This is a genomic window from Acinetobacter sp. S4397-1, from assembly GCF_024129285.1.
Taxonomy (GTDB): domain Bacteria; phylum Pseudomonadota; class Gammaproteobacteria; order Pseudomonadales; family Moraxellaceae; genus Acinetobacter; species Acinetobacter lwoffii_C.
Genome location: NZ_JAMXXZ010000005.1, coordinates 21,705 through 44,239, shown reverse-complemented (window position 1 = coordinate 44,239; position 22,535 = coordinate 21,705). Strand labels below are relative to the sequence as shown.

At 45.2% G+C, this 22,535-nt stretch carries 15 protein-coding genes; 7 read left to right on the top strand and 8 right to left on the bottom strand.

The window, feature by feature from the left end:
* Positions 1–10: 10 nt before the first annotated feature.
* Positions 11–2,905, bottom strand: coding sequence for a valine--tRNA ligase (locus NI467_RS04525; protein WP_253151213.1), 2,895 nt, complete (start codon positions 2,903–2,905; stop codon positions 11–13).
* A gap of 189 nt (positions 2,906–3,094) precedes the next feature.
* Between NI467_RS04525 and NI467_RS04520 the strand changes: the two genes are divergently transcribed.
* Both NI467_RS04520 and NI467_RS04515 read left to right on the top strand, forming a co-directional pair.
* Positions 3,095–3,760, top strand: a complete 666-nt coding sequence (locus tag NI467_RS04520; RefSeq protein WP_253151203.1) for a hypothetical protein — start codon at positions 3,095–3,097, stop codon at positions 3,758–3,760.
* Between the two features lie 310 nt (positions 3,761–4,070).
* On the top strand, positions 4,071–4,877 hold the full coding sequence (locus tag NI467_RS04515) for an SDR family oxidoreductase (RefSeq protein WP_253151201.1): 807 nt from the start codon (positions 4,071–4,073) through the stop codon (positions 4,875–4,877).
* Positions 4,878–5,029: 152 nt separating this feature from the next.
* Here NI467_RS04515 and metH read toward each other — a convergent pair whose 3' ends face one another.
* Complete coding sequence (metH, locus tag NI467_RS04510) at positions 5,030–8,716, bottom strand: methionine synthase (protein ID WP_253151199.1); 3,687 nt, start codon at positions 8,714–8,716, stop codon at positions 5,030–5,032.
* 520 nt (positions 8,717–9,236) lie between these two features.
* Between metH and NI467_RS04505 the strand changes: the two genes are divergently transcribed.
* A complete protein-coding gene (locus tag NI467_RS04505) occupies positions 9,237–10,859 on the top strand; it encodes an inorganic phosphate transporter (RefSeq protein WP_253151198.1) in 1,623 nt (540 codons plus the stop codon).
* A gap of 394 nt (positions 10,860–11,253) precedes the next feature.
* On the opposite strand, the gene NI467_RS04500 is transcribed toward NI467_RS04505, so the two are convergent.
* Together NI467_RS04500 and NI467_RS04495 are read right to left on the bottom strand one after the other, a co-directional pair.
* Positions 11,254–12,798 carry a hypothetical protein gene (locus tag NI467_RS04500; RefSeq protein ID WP_253151196.1) on the bottom strand — a complete coding sequence of 515 codons (1,545 nt, stop codon included), beginning with the start codon at positions 12,796–12,798 and terminating at the stop codon, positions 11,254–11,256.
* A 368-nt stretch (positions 12,799–13,166) separates the two neighbouring features.
* Complete coding sequence (locus tag NI467_RS04495) at positions 13,167–13,784, bottom strand: rhomboid family intramembrane serine protease (protein ID WP_253151194.1); 618 nt, start codon at positions 13,782–13,784, stop codon at positions 13,167–13,169.
* Between the two features lie 159 nt (positions 13,785–13,943).
* On the opposite strand from NI467_RS04495, the gene nfuA reads away from it, so the two are divergent.
* Positions 13,944–14,582, top strand: a complete 639-nt coding sequence (gene nfuA / locus NI467_RS04490; RefSeq protein WP_151204875.1) for a Fe-S biogenesis protein NfuA — start codon at positions 13,944–13,946, stop codon at positions 14,580–14,582.
* A gap of 121 nt (positions 14,583–14,703) precedes the next feature.
* On the opposite strand, the gene NI467_RS04485 is transcribed toward nfuA, so the two are convergent.
* Together NI467_RS04485 and NI467_RS04480 are read right to left on the bottom strand one after the other, a co-directional pair.
* Positions 14,704–15,705: a hypothetical protein gene (locus NI467_RS04485; RefSeq protein WP_253151192.1), complete on the bottom strand. Its 1,002-nt coding sequence runs from the start codon at positions 15,703–15,705 to the stop codon at positions 14,704–14,706.
* A gap of 13 nt (positions 15,706–15,718) precedes the next feature.
* On the bottom strand, positions 15,719–16,759 hold the full coding sequence (locus tag NI467_RS04480) for an alpha/beta fold hydrolase (protein WP_253151190.1): 1,041 nt from the start codon (positions 16,757–16,759) through the stop codon (positions 15,719–15,721).
* A 312-nt stretch (positions 16,760–17,071) separates the two neighbouring features.
* On the opposite strand from NI467_RS04480, the gene NI467_RS04475 reads away from it, so the two are divergent.
* Positions 17,072–17,686 carry a carbonic anhydrase gene (locus tag NI467_RS04475; RefSeq protein ID WP_151204872.1) on the top strand — a complete coding sequence of 205 codons (615 nt, stop codon included), beginning with the start codon at positions 17,072–17,074 and terminating at the stop codon, positions 17,684–17,686.
* A 131-nt stretch (positions 17,687–17,817) separates the two neighbouring features.
* On the opposite strand, the gene NI467_RS04470 is transcribed toward NI467_RS04475, so the two are convergent.
* Complete coding sequence (locus NI467_RS04470) at positions 17,818–18,447, bottom strand: arylesterase (protein WP_253151316.1); 630 nt, start codon at positions 18,445–18,447, stop codon at positions 17,818–17,820.
* An 11-nt stretch (positions 18,448–18,458) separates the two neighbouring features.
* On the opposite strand from NI467_RS04470, the gene NI467_RS04465 reads away from it, so the two are divergent.
* Complete coding sequence (locus NI467_RS04465; RefSeq protein WP_253151188.1) at positions 18,459–19,184, top strand: ABC transporter ATP-binding protein; 726 nt, start codon at positions 18,459–18,461, stop codon at positions 19,182–19,184.
* Between the two features lies 1 nt (position 19,185).
* On the top strand, positions 19,186–21,681 hold the full coding sequence (locus tag NI467_RS04460) for an ABC transporter permease (protein WP_253151186.1): 2,496 nt from the start codon (positions 19,186–19,188) through the stop codon (positions 21,679–21,681).
* Between the two features lie 20 nt (positions 21,682–21,701).
* Here NI467_RS04460 and NI467_RS04455 read toward each other — a convergent pair whose 3' ends face one another.
* Complete coding sequence (locus NI467_RS04455; protein WP_253151184.1) at positions 21,702–22,520, bottom strand: rhomboid family intramembrane serine protease; 819 nt, start codon at positions 22,518–22,520, stop codon at positions 21,702–21,704.
* Positions 22,521–22,535: the final 15 nt, after the last annotated feature.

Below are 22,535 nucleotides of genomic sequence, written 5' to 3'. Positions count from 1 at the left end.
TAACAACACATTAAAGCGCTGCAATCTGCTCCATATTCGCTTTAATTTTCGCTAACTGATCAGCAAACTCAGCAAGTTTCACTTTCTCGCCTTCAACCACAGCCGCAGGCGCTTTTGCCACAAAACCTTCATTAGAAAGCTTAGTCGAAATTTGGTCATGCTGTTTTTGAACCTTGTCTAATTCTTTTTGTAGGCGACCCAATTCCGCTTTAGGATCAATTAAGCCCTTCATTGGAACGAATACAGACACATGACCGACTACAGAAGACGATGACAATGGCGGTTGTTCAGCATCCGCCAGGAAAGTAATGCTTTCAACTTTTGCCAATGCTTTAAACAATGGTTCAATACGCGCGATTTGTGCTTTTTCCGCTTCAGTGGTGTTTTGAAGTAGAACAGGTAACAAGCGTGCATTGCCTAGACCCATTTCACCACGGATGTTACGTACCGCACCAATCAAACCTTGCAGCCATTGCATGTCCGCTTCAGCTTGGTCATTGATTAACGCTTGGTCAGCAACAGGGTACTGCGCAAGCATAATGGTTTCGCCAGAAATGTTGAGTTTCGGCGCAAGCGTTTGCCAGATTTCTTCTGTCAGATAAGGCATCAAAGGATGAGCCAAACGTAAAGACGCTTCCATCACAGAAAGAAGAACACGACGCACTTCAGCTTTACGCTCTTCAGATACAGTTTCATCATTCAGAACTGGTTTAGTCAGTTCCACATACCAGTCACAGTATTCATTCCAGATGAACTCATAAATCGCTTGTGCAGCCAGGTCTAAACGGTAGGTTGCAAATGCTGTTTGTACTGCCTGTTCCGCTTTTTGCAGACGGCTGACAATCCATTGTTCAGGCAATTCCCACAGGTCTTGACGTGCTTCTGAACCAATGGTTTGACCTTCAACATTCATCATCACGAAACGGGTTGCGTTCCAGATCTTGTTGGCAAAGTTACGGTAACCTTCAACACGTTTCATGTCGAACTTGATGTCACGACCGGTGTTGGCAAGCGCACAGAAGGTGAAACGAACCGCGTCAGTCCCGTAAGACTGAATCCCTTCAGGGAATTCTTTACGGGTTGATTTCTCAATCTTCGCTGCCTGTTTCGGGTTCATGAGCCCTGTCGTACGTTTTTGTACCAGTGTTTCTAAATCTACACCGTCAATCAAATCTAACGGGTCAAGTACGTTCCCCTTAGATTTAGACATCTTCTGACCTTCGCCATCACGTACCAGACCATGTACATATACAGTCTTAAACGGTACTTGTGGGGTGCCATCTTCATTTTTCATGAAGTGCATGGTCATCATGATCATGCGGGCAACCCAGAAGAAGATGATGTCAAAACCAGTGACAAGTACATCAGTCGGGTGGAAGGTATTTAAGAAGTAATTCTCAGCATCTTTTTTCGCATCGCCGGTCCAGCCTAAAGTTGAGAATGTCCAAAGAGCAGATGAGAACCAGGTATCTAGTACGTCTTCATCTTGGCTTAACTGAACGTCAGCAGGGATGTTGTTTTTCGCCCGTACTTCAGCTTCGTCACGACCCACAAATACATTGCCTTCAGCATCGTACCAAGCAGGGATACGGTGACCCCACCACAATTGACGCGAGATACACCAGTCTTGAATATTGTTCATCCACGCCATGTACATGTTGCTGTACTGCTCAGGTACGAACCTGATACGACCGTCTTGAACCGCTTCAATGGCAGGTTTGGCAAGTGGCGCGATCTTCACATACCATTGGTCTGTCAATAACGGTTCTACGATGACACCTGAACGGTCACCGCGTGGTGGCTTCAATGTGTACGGTTGAATTTGGTCTAACCAGCCTTCCGCTTCTGCTTGAGCGACCAATTTTTTACGTGCTTCAAAACGTTCTAAACCAATGTAGTCTGCAGGGGCAGGAATGGTTTTAGAAATTTGCTCACCGGCTTTTGCGATGTATTCAAAATCGCTCAACACTTCCGCATTTTTGTTGAAGATGTTGATGATTGGCAATTCGCAACGTTTACCCACTTCATAGTCATTGAAGTCGTGTGCAGGGGTGATTTTTACACAGCCTGTGCCGAATTCTTTGTCGACATATTCATCTTTAACAATTGGAACCGCACGACCAGTAATTGGCAGGATGATGTTTTGACCTACCAAGTGCGCATAACGTTCATCATCAAGCGCAACGGCAACCGCTGTATCACCGAGCAATGTTTCAGGACGAGTGGTTGCAACAACGATGTGGTCTTTACCATCGTGGGTACGAAGTGACTTATCTTCAAAGAAATATTTGAAGTGCCACAGTGAGCCTTGTTCTTCTTTATCCGACTCAACTTCAAGGTCAGAAAGCGCAGTTTGTAGTTTTGGATCCCAGTTAACCAGACGTTTACCGCGGTAGATCAAGCCATCTTCATGCAATTTTACAAACACTTCTTTTACTGCATTGGATAGACCATCATCCATGGTGAAGCGTTCACGTGACCAGTCCACAGAAGAGCCCAGACGACGGATTTGATGCGTAATATTTCCGCCTGATTGTTCTTTCCACTCCCAGACTTTTTCAATGAACTTTTCACGGCCCAGATCATGACGGCTGATACCTTCTGCACCGAGCTGACGTTCTACCACCATTTGGGTGGCAATGCCGGCATGGTCAGTTCCTGGCTGCCAAAGCGTATTTTTGCCAGACATGCGGTTATAACGGGTCAGGGCATCCATAATGGCATTGTTAAAACCATGACCCATATGCAAGCTACCGGTGACGTTTGGCGGTGGAATCATGATACAGAATGATTCACCTTTTTCAGAGGGCTTGAAATAGCCACGCTCTTCCCACGTTTGGTACCATTTTTTCTCGATCTCAGTCGGATCGTAAGTTGTAGCAATATTTTGCGCTGAATCAGTCATAGTTCGAACAGATCAAAAGTAGATGAAAAATTGTAGCTATTGTAGCAAAAAAAATAAGGACTGCGGCAGTCCAAGCAGATGCAAACTTTAACCGGACTGCTTGAGAGATTGATGGCCCTATGGTAGAACGGAATAAAAGGCGACTCATCGCAAATGACAAGAATACGACTCGGATATGAGGAGACCCAGATGAGCTATAACATTTATCTACAACTTCAGCCTGAAACTCATCACCGTTTTAGAGAGCTTCATTCCCGGTTAAATGCTGGAGATCAGATCAGCCTGGCCAAACCTTTGGGAGAAAATCTGGCGGATATGGCCTGTGAAATTATCGAACAGGTTTTTGGGCAGGTTGCCCGTCTGTCCACTTCACAGGATCATGAGTCAGAAAAGGTGATTCAGCAGATTCTCGATACCATTCATAAATATATGCCATGGTCTGTTTCATTTTTTGCCAATCAGCGGCTGCTGCCTTTGGTTAACTATTTGTATGACCTGACGCATGAAAATGAAGGGGATTATTTTATACATTATCCGGTTGAACCGCATCTGGTGACAGACTTGCTCAGTTATGCCTATGATATGAAAGTCGGCAATCAGCATGCTGTATCACTGGCTTTAAAAGCTTTCATTGAAGTAGTGGATCAGGGTGTCACCCATTTGGTACGTCAGCCCAAAAGTATCCTGAAATTTAATGTGGTAGTTGATAAAACCCTGAATGGTGTGATTAATTTAACCACGCAGCTCGGTTATAAGCGTTTTGATAAACTGGGAAGCATCTATGATGTGCATACTATGAGTCATTATTTCGAGCATTTTTTAGCATTTCTGGAAGATGAAGTGAGGGTTTGCTAACCCTTTATTTACGGTTGCGACGTGAGTGATATATCTCGCAAGATTTTATAGCTGAGATGAGACATGAGGCATGAAGTTGCGTTGTTCTAAATGAATGACTCATCAAGAGATAGCGGCAAAAAATATACTCGTCCTCTTGCACTATGAACAACGCGATGCTTGGTTCTTGCTCATGGAGTTAAAACTCTCGCAGATTTCGGTATGAAACTTGGTCATACTTGATCTGCTCAAGCTGGTTTATAGCGCAATCCATTTAAAGGGCAGCAAACTCTAAATACACAGCGAATATTTCAAAGATAAGAGGGATTCAATGGCACAGCTGGAAAATTTAAAAGACAAGGTCGTCTGGATTACCGGGTCATCCTCGGGGATTGGTAAAGCAATTGCACAGGAGTGTGCGATGCAGGGGGCACAGGTCATATTGACGGCACGCCGTTATGAAGAACTGGAAAAAGTCCGTATCAGTTTGCTTAATCCGGACCAGCATCTTGCTATTACTGCTGATATTACTGATGAAAGCCAGGTGCGCCAAGCCTATGAACAGGTCCTGAGCGAAAAAGGCCGGATTGACTGGCTGATCAATAATGCCGGGCTGAGTCAACGTGCGCTGATCTTGGATACCAGCATGCAAACTGAGCGTGCCATTATGGAAGTGGATTATTTCTCACAGGTGTTTTTGACCAAAACTGTATTGCCGACTTTTTTACAGCAAAAATCTGGCCGGATTGTTTTTGTTTCCAGTGTGGCCGGCCTGCTGGGAACCCAATACCGTGCTTCTTATTCAGCGGCCAAAGCAGCGATTCATATGTGGGCTAACAGTTTACGTGCTGAAGTGGCGGAGGATGGTGTGGATGTTTCGGTGATTTTCCCGGGCTTTGTGAAAACCAATGTGTCGATTAATGCCCTGAATGGAGAAGGCAAAGCTCAGGGCTTTGATAATGAAGCGACGGCAAATGGCTTGGAGGCCGAGGAGTTTGCCCAAATAGCTGTCAAAGCCTTAATGAAGGGCGAGGAATATGTTGTTGTCGGTGGTCGTAAAGAAGTGCTAGGAACCTGGGTGTCGCGTTTATCGCCAGGCATGCTGTATAAAATGATCCGTAAAACTAAGGTCAAATAGGCGCTTGGTTCAAGCAATTCAATTGATATACGAAATACCTCCTTTAAAATAAGGAAGGATGATCAAATATAAAAAATCCCCCTCATTTGAGGGGGATTTTCTTTTCAAATCTCAACTGGATTTTTTCCCCTTGATGAAAGGGGCGAGGTGGATTAACTCACTGAATCATCCAAATTCGGCGCTAACCAGCGTTTTGCTTCATCCAGTGTCCAGCCCTTACGCTTCGCATAATCCTCCAGCTGATCGCCAGAGATTTTACCCACGTTAAAGTATTCAGTTTCTGGGTTGGCATAATAGAAACCGCTCACTGATGAAGGTGGCCACATTGCAAAACTTGTGGTTAAGTACGTACCAATCTTGTCGGTTGTACCTAACCAGTCAAACAATGGCGCTTTTTCAGAATGTTCAGGACAAGCCGGGTAGCCTGGTGCAGGACGAATACCGACATACTTCTCTTTGATCAATTCATCATTGGTTAATTGCTCATCGGCTTGGTAGCCCCAGAACTCTTTACGGATACGCTGGTGCAAATGCTCGGCAAAGGCTTCAGCAAAACGGTCACCCAGGGCTTGAACCATAATGGCATTATAGTCGTCACCTTTGGCTTTGTATTCCTGCGACAGCTCTTCTGCACCGAAGATCGACACGGTAAAGCCGCCCAAGTAATCCTGAGCTACATCTTTAGGGGCAATAAAGTCAGCCAAAGAGTAGTTGGCTTTGCCGGTCACTTTGTCGGACTGCTGGCGTAGGTGTTCGAAAGTATGAGTGACCTTACCGGCTTCATCCATGACAGTAACCGTATCTGAACCGGTACGGTTCGCAGGGTAAAGACTGAAAGTCGCACGTGCATCGAAACGTTTGTTCTGGATGATGTCTTGCAGCATTTCCTGGGCTTGAGCAAACAGGTCACGCGCGGCTTCACCGACAATTTCATCTTCCAGAATTTTCGGGAATTTGCCTGCCAGACTCCAGGAAATAAAGAATGGTGTCCAGTCAAAATACTCAACGAGGGTTTCTAAAGGATAGTTGGTGAAGCTTTGTGAACCAATGAAGTTTGGTTTTGCCGGGGCATTCTTGTTGAAGTCAATTTTAAAACCATTTTCAATAGAAGCCTGATAGGACAGCTTCGCCGCTTTCGGCTGTTTGTTGGCAAGACGGGTACGGATTTTTTCATAATCCGCGGCATAGTCCGCCAGCAGTTGAGGCTTCATTTCCGCAGAAAGCAGTTGTGTCGCTACACCGACTGCACGTGAAGCATCAGCGGTATACAGCACACCATCATTTTGATATTGCGGAGCAATCTTCACCGCAGTATGAGCTTTAGAAGTGGTTGCACCACCAATCATTAATGGAATATTGAAGCCTTTACGCTGCATTTCTTTGGCGACAAAAACCATCTCATCCAATGATGGCGTGATCAGGCCCGATAAACCGATAATATCTACTTTTTCATCAATCGCGGTTTGTAGAATTTTCTCGCAAGGCACCATTACGCCCAGATCAACGATGTCATAACCGTTACAGCCGAGTACCACGCCCACGATATTTTTACCGATGTCGTGTACGTCACCTTTTACGGTTGCCAGCAGAATCTTACCTTTGGCTTCACCTTGAGTTTTTTCGGCTTCAATGAACGGGTTCAGCCATGCAACTGCCTGTTTCATCACACGCGCGGATTTTACCACCTGTGGCAAGAACATTTTACCGGCACCAAACAGGTCACCGACCACGTTCATACCCGCCATGAGTGGACCTTCGATCACATCCAGTGGACGTGCAGATTTTAAACGGGCTTCTTCAGTATCTTCATTGATATAGGTGGTAATACCTTTCACCAGCGCATATTCCAGACGTTTTTCTACGCTTTCATTACGCCATTCCAGGTTCTCTTCAGCTTTTTGCGCGCCGCCTTGACCACGGTATTTTTCAGCAATTGCCAGCAGTTTTTCTGTCGCATCCTGACCGCTTTCACCCTGATTGCGGTTCATGACCACATCTTCGACCGCTTCTTTCAGTTCAGCAGGAATATCATCATAAATTGCCAGCTGACCCGCGTTGACGATCCCCATGGTCAAACCTTTCTGAATCGCGTGATACAGGAATACTGCATGAATCGCTTCACGTACTGGTTCGTTACCACGGAAAGAGAAGGAGACGTTAGAGATACCACCGGAAATCATCGCATTTGGCAGGTTCTGTTTAATCCAGCCAGTCGCTTCAATAAAGTCCACACCATAGTTGTTGTGTTCTTCAATACCGGTCGCTACGGCAAAGACGTTCGGGTCAAAAATAATATCTTCAGACGGGAAGCCGACTTCATTGACCAGTACATCGTATGAACGCTTACAGATTTCTTTTTTACGTTCAGCGGTATCAGCCTGACCATCTTCATCAAAGGCCATCACAATCACGGCAGCACCGTATTGACGACAGAGGCGGGCACGTTCAACAAACTCGTCATAGCCTTCTTTGAGGGAAATCGAGTTAACCACCGCTTTACCCTGTACACATTTCAGACCAGCTTCAATAATTTCCCATTTAGAGGAATCCAGCATAATCGGCACACGTGAAATATCTGGTTCAGACGCAATCAGATTCAGGAAATGCACCATGGCACCCTGTGAATCCAGCATGCCTTCATCCATGTTGATGTCAATGATCTGTGCACCGGCGGCCACCTGTTGACGGGCCACGTCCAATGCTTCAGTAAAGTTTTCTTCTTTAATCAGACGCAGGAATTTTTTCGAGCCTGTGACGTTGGTACGTTCACCCACGTTCACAAATAATGAATCTTTGGTGATATTAAATGGCTCTAAACCACTTAAACGGCAAGCAGGTGCAATTTCTGGCAGCTGGCGCGGGCGAATACCTTCAACCGCCTGGGCAATGGCGCGGATATGATCCGGCGTGGTACCACAGCAACCGCCAGTAATATTAATCAAACCACTTTCAGCAAATTCTTTCAGGAATGCCGCAGTTTCTTCCGGGGTTTCATCATAGCCACCGAAAGCATTTGGCAGGCCGGCATTCGGATGCGCAGATACAAAGGTATCGGCTACGTCAGACACGGTTTTGACGTGTGGACGCATGGCATCTGCACCCAGTGCACAGTTAAAGCCAATCGAAAGCGGCTCTGCATGACGCATCGAGTTCCAGAAGGCTTCTGCTGTTTGACCGGTCAGGGTACGACCCGATGCATCGGTAATCGTACCCGAAATCATGATTGGCAGTTCATAGCCAATTTCCTTAAACACTTCTTTAACTGCAAAAATGGCAGCTTTGGCATTTAAGGTATCAAATACTGTTTCAATCAGGATGATGTCTACACCGCCTTCAATCAACGCCTTGGTTGATTCGATGTAATTTACTTTTAACTGATCAAAGGTAATGTTACGGAACGCAGGGTCATTTACATTTGGAGAAATAGAGGTGGTACGTGAGGTTGGCCCCAGTACACCGGCTACAAAACGTGGTTTTTCAGGCGTTGAATATTTGGCGCAGGCTTCTTTGGCCAGACGTGCCGCTTCACGGTTAATCTCCGGCACCAGCTCTTCCATGTGGTAATCCGACATGGAAACGCGCGTACCGTTAAAAGTGTTGGTTTCAATAATGTCAGCACCCGCTTCAAGATAGGCTTCATGAATACCTTGAATAATTTGCGGTTGGGTCAGCACTAAAAGGTCATTATTACCTTTGAGGTCATGTGCCCAATCTGCAAAACGCTCACCACGATAATCCGCTTCTTCCAGTTTATGACGTTGGATCATGGTACCCATCGCACCATCGATAATGAGAATTTTCTTGGCAAGAAGTTCTTTTAGAGTGGTAAGTGTGGACATGCAGACTTTCTCAGCAGGAATCAAAAATGTGTGTAATCTTAGCAGATTAGTTATCCAATATCTGCTGCATGAACTTAAGAATGATGGATATGCGTGATATAAAAATTTGATAAGTCTATAGATGTGCAGCTATAGATAAGAGCAACAGGTGCGGGAAGCAGGCCAAGCCCTTAAAGCTGGGGAGGATCAAGATCTAAAGAATAACCAACTGCTTTTATTCATAATATTGTCATATTTCTTTGGCATGATGTAGCCATAAAAATTTTGTCATCATTCGGATCGCAGCATATTTCACGCATGACAGCGTTTTAATGTATTGCAAGCAGGAAAGGGTAAAAAGAGGTGGAGGGAGCAAATAAATAATTTTTAATAAAAAATCAGCGGCAGTATTCAGATGAAATAATATGCGCTGGTCGGAATAAAGCTGAAAAATTTGCTTCATAAGCCGGCAAACTGTCATATAATTGTCACAATTTAACTGAACAATACGGGGATCATTGTATCCTCTATTCCTGCTTGCATGAATTCTAACCAAACTCCCATAGATTCAGCACAACAAGGGGCTTCTGTACAGAAGTCAACCAATGTTCATGTGCCCACACCGAAATTTTTTATGCCGGTGTTTTTGACTGTTATTGTTTCTACGCTGATTTATATCGGCTTCCAATTGTCTGCAGATTTAGCGCATGTCCCTGCCTTAAGCCTCTATTCAGTGATTCTGCTGGCCACGGCCCTGTTTATTGCTTTGGGTTTCGAGTTCGTGAATGGTTTTCACGATACCGCGAATGCAGTAGCGACGGTGATCTATACCAATGCGCTCTCTGCACCTGTTGCAGTGATGTGGGCGGGTTTCTGTAACTTTCTCGGTGTGATGGTCGCAAGTGGCGCCGTAGCATACGGAATTATTGCTTTACTTCCAGTCGAACTGATTATGAATGTAGGAAGCGGCGCAGGTTTTGCGATGGTTTTTGCCATGCTGATCGCGGCGATTCTCTGGAATTTGGGCACCTGGTTTCTTGGTATTCCGGCTTCCAGTTCGCATACCCTGATCGGTTCGATTTTGGGGGTAGGCATTATGAACTATATTCTGAATTCGGGTGCAGGGGCTTCAGGTGTAGACATGGAGCAAGTCATGAAAGTGGGTAAGGCGCTGTTATTTTCGCCTTTAATCGGCTTTGCATTTGCTGCGATCCTGTTTCTGCTGGTGAAGAAAATCTTTAAGCGTCAACTGGAACTGTTCCAGCCGCCTGAAGGCAACAAGCCACCACCACCAATGATTCGTGCCATTTTGATCTTTACCTGTACCGGCGTAAGCTTTGCGCATGGTTCAAATGATGGTCAAAAGGGTATGGGCTTGATCATGCTGATTTTGATTGGCTGTGTACCTTTGGCTTATTCACTGAATAAAAATCTTGATAGCCAGCATATCCAGTCTTTTGGTCAGTTATCTGCACAAACAGCTGATTTGATCTATCCAGAGCATGCCGATATTCCAGATGCACAAGCGCGTGATGTGATTACCAAGTATATTCAAACCAAGGAACTTACACCTGAAGTGGTGCCGGCGCTGGCGAGTTTGACAGACCATTTAGGTGAGAAAGTGGGTACTTATAGCAGCATTAAGGATGTACCAGAAGCACAGGTATCTGAATTCCGTAATGATATGTACTTAAGCACAACAGCATTCAAACGTCTGGATAAGGCGGAAGCTTTACCGGCTATGTCTGGTGCAGAGGAAAAAACAGTAGCAGCATATCGTGACAATCTGGACTCTTTCCTGCAATACATTCCGACATGGGTGAAAGTGGCAACAGCCTTGGCTTTGGGGCTAGGAACGATGGTGGGTTGGAAGCGCATTGTCGTGACTGTGGGTGAGCGTATTGGTAAACAGCATATGACCTATGGTCAGGGGATGTCTGCCGAGCTTGTCGCGATGTCAACCATTGCTGCGGCAGATGGCTTGGGGATGCCAGTCTCGACTACACACGTTCTGAACTCTGCCGTTGCCGGTACGATGGTGGCGAACAAGTCTGGTCTGAATTTCCAGATGGTGAAAACAATTTTATCCGCCTGGATATTTACCCTGCCTGCAACAATCTGTTTATCAGGTGGTTTGTACTGGTTATTATTGAAAGTATTCTAAAAAGGTTTGATGTGAAAAACGCTGCTGGAGCAGCGTTTTTTTTTATGGGTGGGAGAAAATTTTCTAACCTTAAAATTGGTGATTTTTTTGCTGAAATAGAAGACCGTTTTTTATCCAATGGCTTGCAAAATTATAAGGGATGCTCCCTCTCCCTATGGGAGAGGGCTGGGGTGAGGTGAGGGTAATCAGAAGGCTAAAAGTACTTTCAATAGAAGGATTAATAGCTAATTTCAACTAAATATAAAAAATGAGTATTTCTTAGCCTTACTTTTGAAAGATCAAAAGTAACAAAAATCTTTTGTTAGGCTGATGATATGTCCCTATATCACAGCCTAACGGCGACATCCATGTCGCCTGACCAATAAAATTGATTTCATCTTTATTTCAGAAAAAATTACTTCTTCAACTTACCCAACAATCCTTTTGGCAGTTTATCCGTTGCAAAACCATACAGCGCAGCAAAAGGCAATGCCGTGCGTGGCAGGTAAGCCACTCGCCATAAACCGCCATGATTGGCGCCGTGCATCATTAATTCTAAAGGATGATCAAGTTTTACTTCTGGATTGGCAACAGAGTCAGGATTGCGCAGGTCATGAATCCAGAGTGCGGCCATAATGGCATTGGTGGTTTCGGGGGCAAAAGCTTCTACATCAAACAGGCTGGCACCATTAAAAGCAGCTTTGAGCAGCGGGTTTTTGGTCACCGAATAGGTTGTGGTGGAGGGGGCAATATTGATACTGACACGTTGACCCTGGGTACGTGCCAAGGTGGCGCGCCATTGCTGGATGCGTTTTGCTAAAGCATAGTTCGGACCTTGCTCTACCACCAGACAGTCCGCAATGCCATAGGCCTGACCCTGAGACGAGTGAATCAGGTCTGTATTGTTCTTTTTAAAGAAATACTGGCCGGACAGGGTAGAAATACCTTTAGCAATCAAACCTTCGGCCTTGGAGCGCTGCTGGTATTTAAGCTGGGCCGCCTGAATCACATCTTGCGGTACAGCATACACATCCGTTGGGGTACACATATACATCAGACTGGTCTTGGTTTTTTGTTCACTGACGTATTTCATGATGGCATCCATTGCCATAGATACACGCACATGTTTTTCACCATCCAGATAAGCAATCGCAGCCAAATCCAGATCCTGCTCAAATCGTGTCAGCCATTGGGCAATTTCAGGAATCTGGGTTAATAAATTGGCACCGAGCTTTTCTTTCAGGATGTGGTCTGCTGTATCGGTATTTAAAGCTTCACTTGAGGGTGCATACAGTGTGGCATTACCTTGACGGACAGTCTCAATAATTTTGCCCCAGACCCGAGTATTGGGCAGGTCGATAGCCACAATATTGGCTTTCCATCTGGACAGCCAGGTCAGTGGCCCCGCTTCAGAGGCAGCACCAAACAACACGGTGGTACGGTCCGAAAGATCGAACCATTCTGGATGAGCCACACAGGCACGCAGAGCCTGGGCATGGCTGGCTTCGACAATGCCTTGATCTTGCCAAGTTTGGATCTGCTCAAGTAAGGCGGGTCCATGCAACTTTTTGCCTTGGTAGGGCACATACCATTCTGGTGCTGCTGCTGACTGACCTATGATTTTGAAGGTATGCAGCGGGACGGCGGCCAACGTCATGACCTGGTTCAAAGCATACTTTTGACCATCACGGTAAAACTCAAAACTTTCATGCGCCTGTTTTAGCCCATGTTCTGCAATGCTAATAGCTGCTTCAGCATTTTTTAAACCATTTTCAACCAGACGTTTAAAATGAACAGGATAGTGTTTGCGCCAGTTTTTTTCAGATTGTACTGCAGCTGCATGTTGCGGATTGACAGCAGAAAGTGCATGAGCCAGTAATTCACGTCCGACTTTGGAGGTACTTGGTTTTTGTTGTTGGGTATGGCGTGGAAATTGTAGACCGTCTAAAGATGTGGACATGCAAAATATCTCGTGGCTTAACATAATTAATATACAGATGTATACATTATCGCTGTGAACTTGCTGCTGAGGTTGGCAATAACTGCCATCCTATATGTCAAAATTATTACCAGATGTTTCAATTGAGGCCAGGTTGATAGACTCGGGCAAGTCAAGTAGTGACGTCGATCAGCTGAATCATTTTATTTAAATAGGTGAAGTGCTGAGCGCGGTGAAAGAGTGATCGCAATGAGTCATTTTGGAGTTGGGTTGGGTTGTATAAAACGCTGCCTTAGGGAAGCAGGATTTTTAGCCATTTAGGTATTTGATTATTTATTTTGCTACCTAGGGATAGAAGTGTAGCGACTATCCCCAAGCTCAGGACCATGCTAGAAAGGCAGCTGCGACAGTTTATTCAGGAAGTGTGGAATGAGTCGAGGTTCGATCAGAATAGTAATAATCACTCCATAAGCTCCACCCCAAAGGTGGGCACTGTGGTTAATATTAGAGTTACCGCGCTTGCCAGACCAGATGCTGTAGGCCACGTATAGGACTGCAAAAATAATGGCGGGCACCGGGATAAAGAACACAAAGATCAATTTCCAAGGTTCAAATAGAATATAGGCAAACAGAACCGCAGACACTGCACCCGAAGCGCCTAAACTTGCCCAGCGTGGATTATTTTTATGGTGCAGGTAGCTGGGAACAATCGCAGCAATTAAACCGCCCAGATAGAACAGTACAAAGCCAAGGTCATAGAGATACTGGCGATAAAAACTTTCAATAATACTGCCAAAGAAAAACAGGGTAATCATATTGAACAGCAGGTGAGTGCCGTCTGCATGAATAAAACCATGTGAAATGAAACGGTCATATTCACCGCGTTGAATGGCGGGTGGCCAGAAGATCAGGCGGTTCATGACACGCTCTTTGGAAAAAGCAATAAAAGAAATAATACAGGTAATCAGAATGAGGGTAACAGTATGATTAAAAGGTAAATGCAGCATAACAGGTCGTTCTCATTCTGAATAATAATGCTCAATCTTGCCATTAATCTGGTATTTAGGGAGCACTTTTATAATAATTCCGACAATTTTAGTTGAAATTTTATCTTTACCCCGCATCTTCAGTTAAAATAGTAACTTCAGCTTGAGGAAATGATTGTTATGTCGACTGAGAACAGCAGCACTGCAGTGGTTGAAGATATTCCGAATTTATTGATTACACCGTCTGCCCAAGAGTATTTAAAGGATTTGTTGGAAAAACAGAATACGCCAGGTATTGGTGTGCGCGTTTTTGTTGAAAATCCGGGTACACCGCGTGCTGAATGTTGTATGGCATATAGCGCCCCGGATGAAGTTGTTCCCACAGATTACAAGCAAGAATATCCAGATTTTCCTGCATTTATTGATTCGCCTTCAATTCCGTACCTGTTAGATGCGGTCATTGACTACAACAAAGACCGTTTTGGCGGCCAGTTGACCTTCCGTGCACCGAATTCAAAAGTGCCGCGCGTAGGCCCTGATGCTTCAATCGAAGAGCGTATTACTTACGTACTTCAGTCTGAAATTAACCCGGGTCTTGCAGGCCATGGCGGGAACTGTGCATTGGTCGAAGTGGTTGAAGATCCTGAGCATGGTTTAACTGCTGTACTTAAATTCGGTGGTGGTTGCCAAGGCTGTTCAGCTATTGATGTCACCCTGAAACAAGGGGTTGAAACCACCTTGAAACAGCATGTTCCTGAACTGATGCAGGTGGTTGACCAGACTGACCATAGTCAGGCAGAAGGCGCTTATTTCAAATAATATTTGAGTGAAAAAGCGAAAAAAATCCCTTGGTTAGCCGAGGGATTTTTTTTATGTAATGGCATGAATTCTATTGGCAGTTTTTGTGCAATTGAATAAAAACTGCAAGCGGCTTTTCTATCTAGATATTCAAGATTTTTAAGGTTTCTTCGCGATAATAAAACTGTTCAAGATATTTACGGGCGCGTGTTCTCAGATGCTGCTGGGAAAGCATCTGCTGAATGAGCGGAACGAGCAGTTCATTCAGCTCATGCTGGATCAGGGCTTCATCAATATTCAGGTCACGCAATAACTGGTCAAAAGTATGGGTCTGATTACGGATGTACCAGGTATATACTCCATCATGAATCTGTTGCTGCATATATTCGGTTTGTCGTAAATGATCCCAGATTTCATGGGCCAGACCGATGGTATGGGGTAGATCCTGGGTTTCAATATAGTTTTTCAGTACCGACAGCGGCATTTCCTTAACCTTATGCCAGAGATTGGCCTGAAAATGGTACAGCTTTTCATCATCAAAATGCTGGTTCAGTACATGTTCACTCATCTGGCTGAGTTTTAGAATATTTTTTTGCAGATAACGGGCAACAGTATCATCTAAGCTGCTATCCGTGACGTTTTCCAGAACAGATTTGCCCATTTTCATGAAACGGGAAACGCCGGGAACACTTTTGGCAATCACGGAGTTATCCAGATAGTCCTGAATGGAGTGCTGAATCAATTGCGTAATCATGGCTGAAAATGCCGGATTATTGACCACGGTTTTGATCAGGCGCTGACGGTGTCCGCTTTTTCTGGCCACATATTGTGCGATCTTATCAACGGTTAATACGGGAATAACATCGGCAATTTTAGTCTGGTCATTGGCTGGATGCACCAGTGCAAAACGAATATGTTCGGCAATCTGCTCGACCAGAAAAGTTGTGGCTGCTGTAGCTAAAATCTGTTTTTGCAGTAACTGGCTAATCAGTTCACAGCTCCACAACTCTTGTAAAGGGTGTTTACGGAACCAGAGATAGAACTCATGAAACTCGGTCTGAATGGTATCAGCCTGAGCAAATGTCTGCTCCAGAAAATCAAGCTGGGCATCGATCAATTGCTCAATCATGGGATGTTTCTGCATGGTATCTCTGAACTTAGTTTAAAGGGATGAGTTTATCAGCTAGAGGGTTTTTTAGGATCTGTGTCTTGGCCAGAAAAGGCAAATAGCTCTGGGCAACCTGTTTTTCTGCTTCCAAAATCGGCATATGACCAACATTATTTAAAATGACCGGCGTTTCGGCACGTTTAAGCAAAGAATAAAGTTCTTTAACCACTTCAACATTGATAATCCGGTCCTGCTTCCCCCACAAGATAAGCGTTGGAGCTTCAACTGTCCGGGTCAGGCGTGCAAAACTTTCCGGAGTATAAATCCGGTTGAGCATGACGACCTGATCAATGGATTTACTGGTCTGTTCAGAGCGTGAAATCAGCAGTTTTTCCTGGGCATATTTTAATTGATAGGGCACAACAGGCGGATTTTGCATCAGCTGTTTGGATATACCTTCCAGATCTCCAGGTTTGGTGACAATCAGATCCTTTAAGGCATGTGGGTCTTTGGTATAGGGGGTATTGCCCAGTTTATAGATCCCGGCACTATTGACTAAAAAAAGGCTTTGGGTATCAAATGGATATTGTGCAGCATAGACGGTTGCTATAGAGCCGCCGAGAGAATGTCCGGCCACATGCAGATCCTGCTCAATGCCTAAGGTTTCAGCAAACAGGCGCAGTTGAGAGGTGACATTCGGTACTGAAACATCAAAGTTGGCAGGAACCTTGGTCTCGCCATTACTGGGCAGGTCAGGAATAATCACATGATAATAGGGGGTAAGAAACTGTGCGACACGATTCCAGTTATCCCGGGTTCCGGCCAGTCCGTGAATGAGTAAAATAGAAGGTTTATGTTTGGCCCCCCCTTCACTATAACTCCAGCTAATATCACCAATTTTAAGTGTTTTAGACTGAAGGCCAGCCTGATAGCGTTCCTGGATCAAATATTGCTGTAAGAGCTGTGTTGATTTTTCAGCCTTGGTTCCGGTAAATAAATTTTGTGCATAACTGAGTCCAGGTAAAGTGAGACTCAGGCTGAGTAAAGCCGAACAAAACATATTTGAGCGCAACTTTATTATTTTCGTCATTGCTACTTTCCTCAAATTAAATGATCGGGCAAATCGCCCCCCAAAAAATACTTCCATGTTCTAAATTTAAAAAGTATGAATGAATCTATTCTCATCTTTGGTTTATTTTAAAGGATTATTGGCTATTGTTCATCTATGAATTTTTTGTTTAAGACAATAAATATGAGGTGAAATGTGACCAGATTTGCATAAATGGCCAGCCAGAGCTGAAACAATTCAACTGCAAAAAAATTAAACAGCTAATTTTTTTGCAAGTGACTTTCAAAAAATCTAGCAGTAAGATATTCCAACTCAATACAGTGGTGGTAAAAAATGCTCACAGCTCAGGAAGCGCTAGAACGTCTTAAACAGGGTAATCAACGTTTTGTTACGGGCGATACCTCTCATCCAAGGCAATTGAGCCATCAACAGCGAGCAGAAATGGCAGAGGATCAAAACCCTTTTGCGATTGTCTTGGGGTGTTCGGATTCACGTGTCCCTGCGGAAATGGTATTTGATCAAGGCTTGGGGGATCTGTTTGTCATTCGTGTGGCAGGCAATGTCGTAGCACCCTCACAGGTTGGGAGCGTAGAGTTTGCCGCAGAGCGTTATGACTGTGCGGTGGTGGTGGTATTAGGTCATAATCATTGTGGCGCTATTCAGGCCACGATTGATACCTTGACCTGTCCAGATTGTCCACCATCCAATAATCTGATGTCGATTGTAAACCGGGTACGTCCATCCGTTGAAACACTGCTGCAAACTGAACTGAAAGATGATCTGGCTAAACTATCCAAGCATGCAGTACGATCCAATGTCTTTGCCTCAGTGAACCAGTTGCGTCATGGCTCGGCCGTAATAGAAGGTCTGATTGCCAAAGGCAAGTTAAAAGTGGTGGGAGCAGAATACTCACTGGAAACCGGAGAAGTTGTTTTTTTTGATTTCTAAGAGTTAAAGCTCAGTTTTTAAGTCTTCCGAACTCTCCTTTAAAAAAGGAGAGTTTTTTTGTTGAACTAACTTTAATTTACAAGAGTTTTTTTCTCGTCAACAAAGCAGGGAAATACTTTCAAACATGCATTTTACAACGCACTTTGAATATAGGGATAGGCATTGTTCAAGAGAATCGTTTGTGCTTTGGCATTCGGATGAATCTGATCCTGCTGCATCAGACTTTTATGGCCGGCCACACCCTGCATAAAGAAAGGCAATAATTTGACCTTATATTGCTGGCTTATCACTTTATAATTATTTTCAAATGCCTTGCCATAAGCCTGACCATAATTCGGTGGCATTTTCATGCCAAATACAATCACTTTGGCCTGGGCTTTTTGGCTTTGCTGCACCAGATTGGCCAGATTTTTCTGGATCATTTGCGGTGGATGCCCGCGCAAGCCATCATTACCACCCAGTTCAATCACGACAATATCCGGACGATGAGTCTGTAACAGTTTAGGCAGTCTTGCCACTGCACCACTGGTGGTTTCGCCACTCATACTTGCATTGACCACTTTGTGCTGTTTCGGATAGTGTTGGTCTAAGCGTTTTTGCAATAAATTTACCCAACCTTGCTGTGGTTGAATACCATAACCTGCACTTAGACTGTCACCCACAATCATAATGGTCTTTGCCGACACGCCGAAAGGAATCAGGCATATACTCCACAGGATCAGGCAAGGCAATACACGGGTTTTCTGAACTCGATCTTTCATATAGGACACATATGACTCAAAGCAGTTACGATTCGACCATCATGCCACAAGCAATTATTTCTGCCCAGAAGCTGACACAAAAGATACAGCTTTCACAAAAACAGCTGACGATTTTTGAGGATCTTTCACTAGACATACAGGCTGGGGAACAGGTGGCGATTACTGGTCGTTCGGGTTCGGGGAAGTCGACTTTACTGGGAGTTTTAGCGACTTTGGATCAGGCCAGTTCTGGTCAGCTGATGGTATGTGGCGAACAGGTGTCGAACTTAAATGAAGAGCAACGTGCTGTAGTTCGCTTAAAAAATATCGGTTTTGTATTTCAGTCCTTTCAGTTGCTGCCACATTTGACAGCTTTAGAGAATGTCATGTTACCCTTGCGTTTGCAGCCGCGTTTTAAATATAGCGAGGCAGAGCAGAAGGCACTGCTGCTGCTGAAAAAAGTTGGTCTGGACCGACAGGCCCAGCAAACGCCAAAAGTCTTATCTGGGGGAGAGCAGCAACGGGTAGCAATTGCCCGGGCATTGGTCAGTGCACCTAAAATCATTTTTGCAGATGAACCTACAGGCAACCTGGATGGTGAAACGGCGCATGAGATCGAGCAATTACTGTTTCAGCTTAACCGTGAACTGGGCACCACGCTGGTTCTGGTGACCCATGATCCAAAACTGGCCCAACAATGTCAGCGGCATTTTGAGCTGCTGGATGGTCAGCTCGTTGAACATGCGAGCGGAGGATGATATGCAGCAGCTATTTCGTCCTTTACTCACACAAAGCTTTAAAAGCACGGGTATTTATCTGCTGATTATTGCCCTGACCTTGGCCATTAGTGCCACGACTGCGCTGAAGTTCAGTAATGAACAGATTCAAAATGCGGTCGCTTTGCAGGCCGCGGAGATGCTGGCAGCTGATCTGGTGCTGTCAGATAATGAACCTTTAGCAGAAGAATGGCGTGATCAGGCCAGACAGCTGGATTTACAGCAGTCTGAGGTAACCTTCTTTAATACCATGGCTTTTACCGATGAACAGTTTGTCATGGTCAATGTCAAGGCGGTTGATCAGGCCTTTCCGCTGCGTGGTCAATTGCAAACCCAACCCGCAAAAACAACCATTCAACCCGGTGAAATCTGGCTCAGTCCCCGAGCGATGGATCTGCTCAATATAAGGTTGGGAGATGAGCTGAATATTGCTGATGCAAAATTTAAGTTCACCGCTCAAATTGCAAAAGACTCCAATCAGGAGCTTGGTTTTTCTGGATTTTCGCCTACTGTCATCATCTCTCAGGCAGATGTTGCACGAACTCAGGCCATTCAGGTGGGCAGCCGGATTGACTACCGTTTGCTACTGGCTGGTAATCCTGAACAGACACAAGAATATGAAGCTTGGTTCAAACAGCAGATAAAATCTAAAAAAGAGAAAATGGATGCACCAGTCGCCGAAGTAGACGGGCAGGAGTTTGAGGAGCAGGGTAGTCTTAAATTGCGTAATGCCAGCGAGGGCAATACCCGTTTAATGCGTCCGATTGCCAATCTGGATACCTTTTTGCAATTGGCCAATATCCTGACCATTTTATTATGCGGAATTGCAATTGCTTTAACGGCACAACGTTATGTACAGCAGAATCAGGATCATATCGCACTAATGCGCTGTATAGGCGCGACCAAGCAGCAGATTCTGGCCGCTTATCTGGCCTTGCTTGGAGTTGTGCTACTGGTTGCCATGCTGATCGGGACGCTCATTGGGATCAGTCTGGGATATGGCTTATTACACTTCATGCTGCAACTGATTCCCAACCTGCAACTTGAGTTTTCTGTGATGAAGATGTTGCTGGGCCCTTTACCCGTTGCCATGTTGACCAGTGCGATTGTCTTGCTAGGTTTTGTTATGCCGAGCCTGTTTCAGCTGTTAAATACGCCACCTATTCGGGTAATTCGCCAGCAGGAAAAGTCGGTCCAGTCCATGCTATGGATGTTACTGTGCGGGACCTTGGGCCTGATTGTTTTTAGCGTGATTCTGACTGAAAATATTGTGCTCACCGCCTGGGTGATTGGGGCAATTATCCTGTTGTGTGCTGTGCTGTATTTTACGGTCTGGAGCACGTTAAAACTGCTACGGAACCTGAAATTTAACCTGTCGGCTTATGTCCGTACGCCGTATCAGACTGCTTTGCAGATTACCGCACTGGCTCTCGGATTGAGTCTCATCAGTGTACTCACCGTACTGCGTACCGATCTGCTGGAACGCTGGCAGCAACAGTTGCCTGAAGGTACACCGAACCAGTTTGTGTATGGTTTGCCACCTTATGAGATGCCTGAGCTGAAAGCCCGGCTCGAACAGAATGGCTGGAACAGCACGCCACTTTATCCGAATATTCGCGGGCGCCTGGTGGCAAAAAATGACCAGCCTTTTAACGCTGAACTGATTAAGCAAAGCAATACTCTAAGACGCGAACTGAATCTGACCCAGTCAGACCGTTATCCTCAGGATAATGTCATTGTTCAAGGCGAAGCGGTATTAAAACAGCCGGGCGAAGTTTCGGTCGAAGCCCAGACTGCCAAGGAACTGGGCATCAAGCTTGGCGACAAACTAAGCTTTAGTCTGCCTGAAGGTAGGCTGGAAGCGAAAGTGGTGAATCTGAGAACCGTGGAGTGGGAAAGCTTTAGTCCGAACTTCTTCTTTATTTTTGCACCCCAGAGCATGGATGCCAATGCCGGCAGTTATCTGGGCAGTTTTTATGTGCCTGAAACAGACAAAGATCAACTGGTTTCTATCATCCAGCGTTTTTCCAATACGGTTTTTATTGATGTCAGTCTGATTCTTGAAGAAATCAAACGCATAGTAAATGTTCTGGTGCAGATCATTACTATTCTGGCGATGCTGGTCAGTGTGTCCGGCTTTCTGGTATTGATGGCCTGTCTGAATCTGCTCATGGATGAGCGCAAACGAGAAGTGGCTTTAATGCGTTCTTTTGGCAGTTCCAAGCGCAAACTAAAAAACCTGATGAGTCTGGAAGTTGGCTTTATCGGCCTGTTTGCTGGCGTGGTGGCATGTTTGTTTGCCGAAGTCATCAGTGCCATTGCCAGTTATAAAATGGATCTCCTGATTCAGCCACACTGGGAAATCTGGCTGATTTTACCGGTCTTGATGACACTGCTTTGTGCGCTGGTGGGTCGTTATCGACTCAGTTATCTGTCCGATATTCCCCCCTTGCAAAGCCTGCGCGAGATGAATCAGTAAGATTCATCTTCTTTGTGGCTTTAAATGTGCAGCTGCTGTTGCATCAGGCGGAGAATGTCCTGCCAGAAAGGACGGATTGGCTCCAGCAAGGCTAGATTATATTGATAGAGCAGGCCACACGCGACCATCCCCAGAATCAGGGCAATGAGTTGCATCAGTTTGCCCCATTGCAGTAGTTGTAACAGATACCAGAGCAGGGTCAGGCAGGCGCCCATGATCATGCCGCCGATATGGGCAGCATTATTAATCCCGCTGATCATAAATCCCATCACGAGGTTCAGGCCCGTAATCATGATCAGGGTTTTCTTGTCCAGAATAAAGCGCTGTTGAGGCAGTATTGGCAATATGGACAAGACCGTCAGGGCTGCACCCAGCCCCATGACAGCGCCAGAAGCGCCAGCACTCACGCTGGGCAAAAGCTCGGGATTGGCTACGCCACCTTCAATTAAGGCATAAGTATCCTGAATGTTCATGTAACCGCTAAATAGGCTGCCCATCAGGCCGGCACACAGATAGAGCCCAATAAAGTAAAAACGGCCAAACAGCTGCTCAGCAACGCTACCAAAAATATACAGTGCCCACATATTCAGCATGAGATGAATCAGGCCAAAATGGAAAAACATGCTGCTAAACAAGCGTATGGGTTCCGCCAGATAAGTTAAGGGAGCATAATCCGCCCCCCAGGAAATGGCATCTCTGGAACTAGGCTGGCTAATATCCATGCCACTTAGCACCTGCCAGCCAAATAAGCCGACATTGATACCAATCAGGAGCGCAGTTATCCACCAGAGTTGTACTTCCGGTTTACGATAGGAGGTGGGTGGAGAGTATTTAGACATGCTATTTTTTTTGCG

Excerpts from the sequence above, each read along its gene's own strand:
- NI467_RS04505 (WP_253151198.1), top strand. The coding sequence starts at position 9,237 with ATGAATTCTAACCAAACTCCCATAGATTCAGCACAACAAGGGGCTTCT.
- NI467_RS04520 (WP_253151203.1), top strand. The coding sequence starts at position 3,095 with ATGAGCTATAACATTTATCTACAACTTCAGCCTGAAACTCATCACCGT.
- NI467_RS04475 (WP_151204872.1), top strand. The coding sequence starts at position 17,072 with ATGCTCACAGCTCAGGAAGCGCTAGAACGTCTTAAACAGGGTAATCAA.
- NI467_RS04480 (WP_253151190.1), bottom strand. The coding sequence starts at position 16,759 with ATGACGAAAATAATAAAGTTGCGCTCAAATATGTTTTGTTCGGCTTTA.
- NI467_RS04465 (WP_253151188.1), top strand. The coding sequence starts at position 18,459 with ATGACTCAAAGCAGTTACGATTCGACCATCATGCCACAAGCAATTATT.
- nfuA (WP_151204875.1), top strand. The coding sequence starts at position 13,944 with ATGTCGACTGAGAACAGCAGCACTGCAGTGGTTGAAGATATTCCGAAT.
- NI467_RS04515 (WP_253151201.1), top strand. The coding sequence starts at position 4,071 with ATGGCACAGCTGGAAAATTTAAAAGACAAGGTCGTCTGGATTACCGGG.
- NI467_RS04485 (WP_253151192.1), bottom strand. The coding sequence starts at position 15,705 with ATGCAGAAACATCCCATGATTGAGCAATTGATCGATGCCCAGCTTGAT.
- NI467_RS04455 (WP_253151184.1), bottom strand. The coding sequence starts at position 22,520 with ATGTCTAAATACTCTCCACCCACCTCCTATCGTAAACCGGAAGTACAA.
- NI467_RS04470 (WP_253151316.1), bottom strand. The coding sequence starts at position 18,447 with ATGAAAGATCGAGTTCAGAAAACCCGTGTATTGCCTTGCCTGATCCTG.
- metH (WP_253151199.1), bottom strand. The coding sequence starts at position 8,716 with ATGTCCACACTTACCACTCTAAAAGAACTTCTTGCCAAGAAAATTCTC.
- NI467_RS04460 (WP_253151186.1), top strand. The coding sequence starts at position 19,186 with ATGCAGCAGCTATTTCGTCCTTTACTCACACAAAGCTTTAAAAGCACG.
- NI467_RS04500 (WP_253151196.1), bottom strand. The coding sequence starts at position 12,798 with ATGTCCACATCTTTAGACGGTCTACAATTTCCACGCCATACCCAACAA.
- NI467_RS04495 (WP_253151194.1), bottom strand. The coding sequence starts at position 13,784 with ATGCTGCATTTACCTTTTAATCATACTGTTACCCTCATTCTGATTACC.
- NI467_RS04525 (WP_253151213.1), bottom strand. The coding sequence starts at position 2,905 with ATGACTGATTCAGCGCAAAATATTGCTACAACTTACGATCCGACTGAG.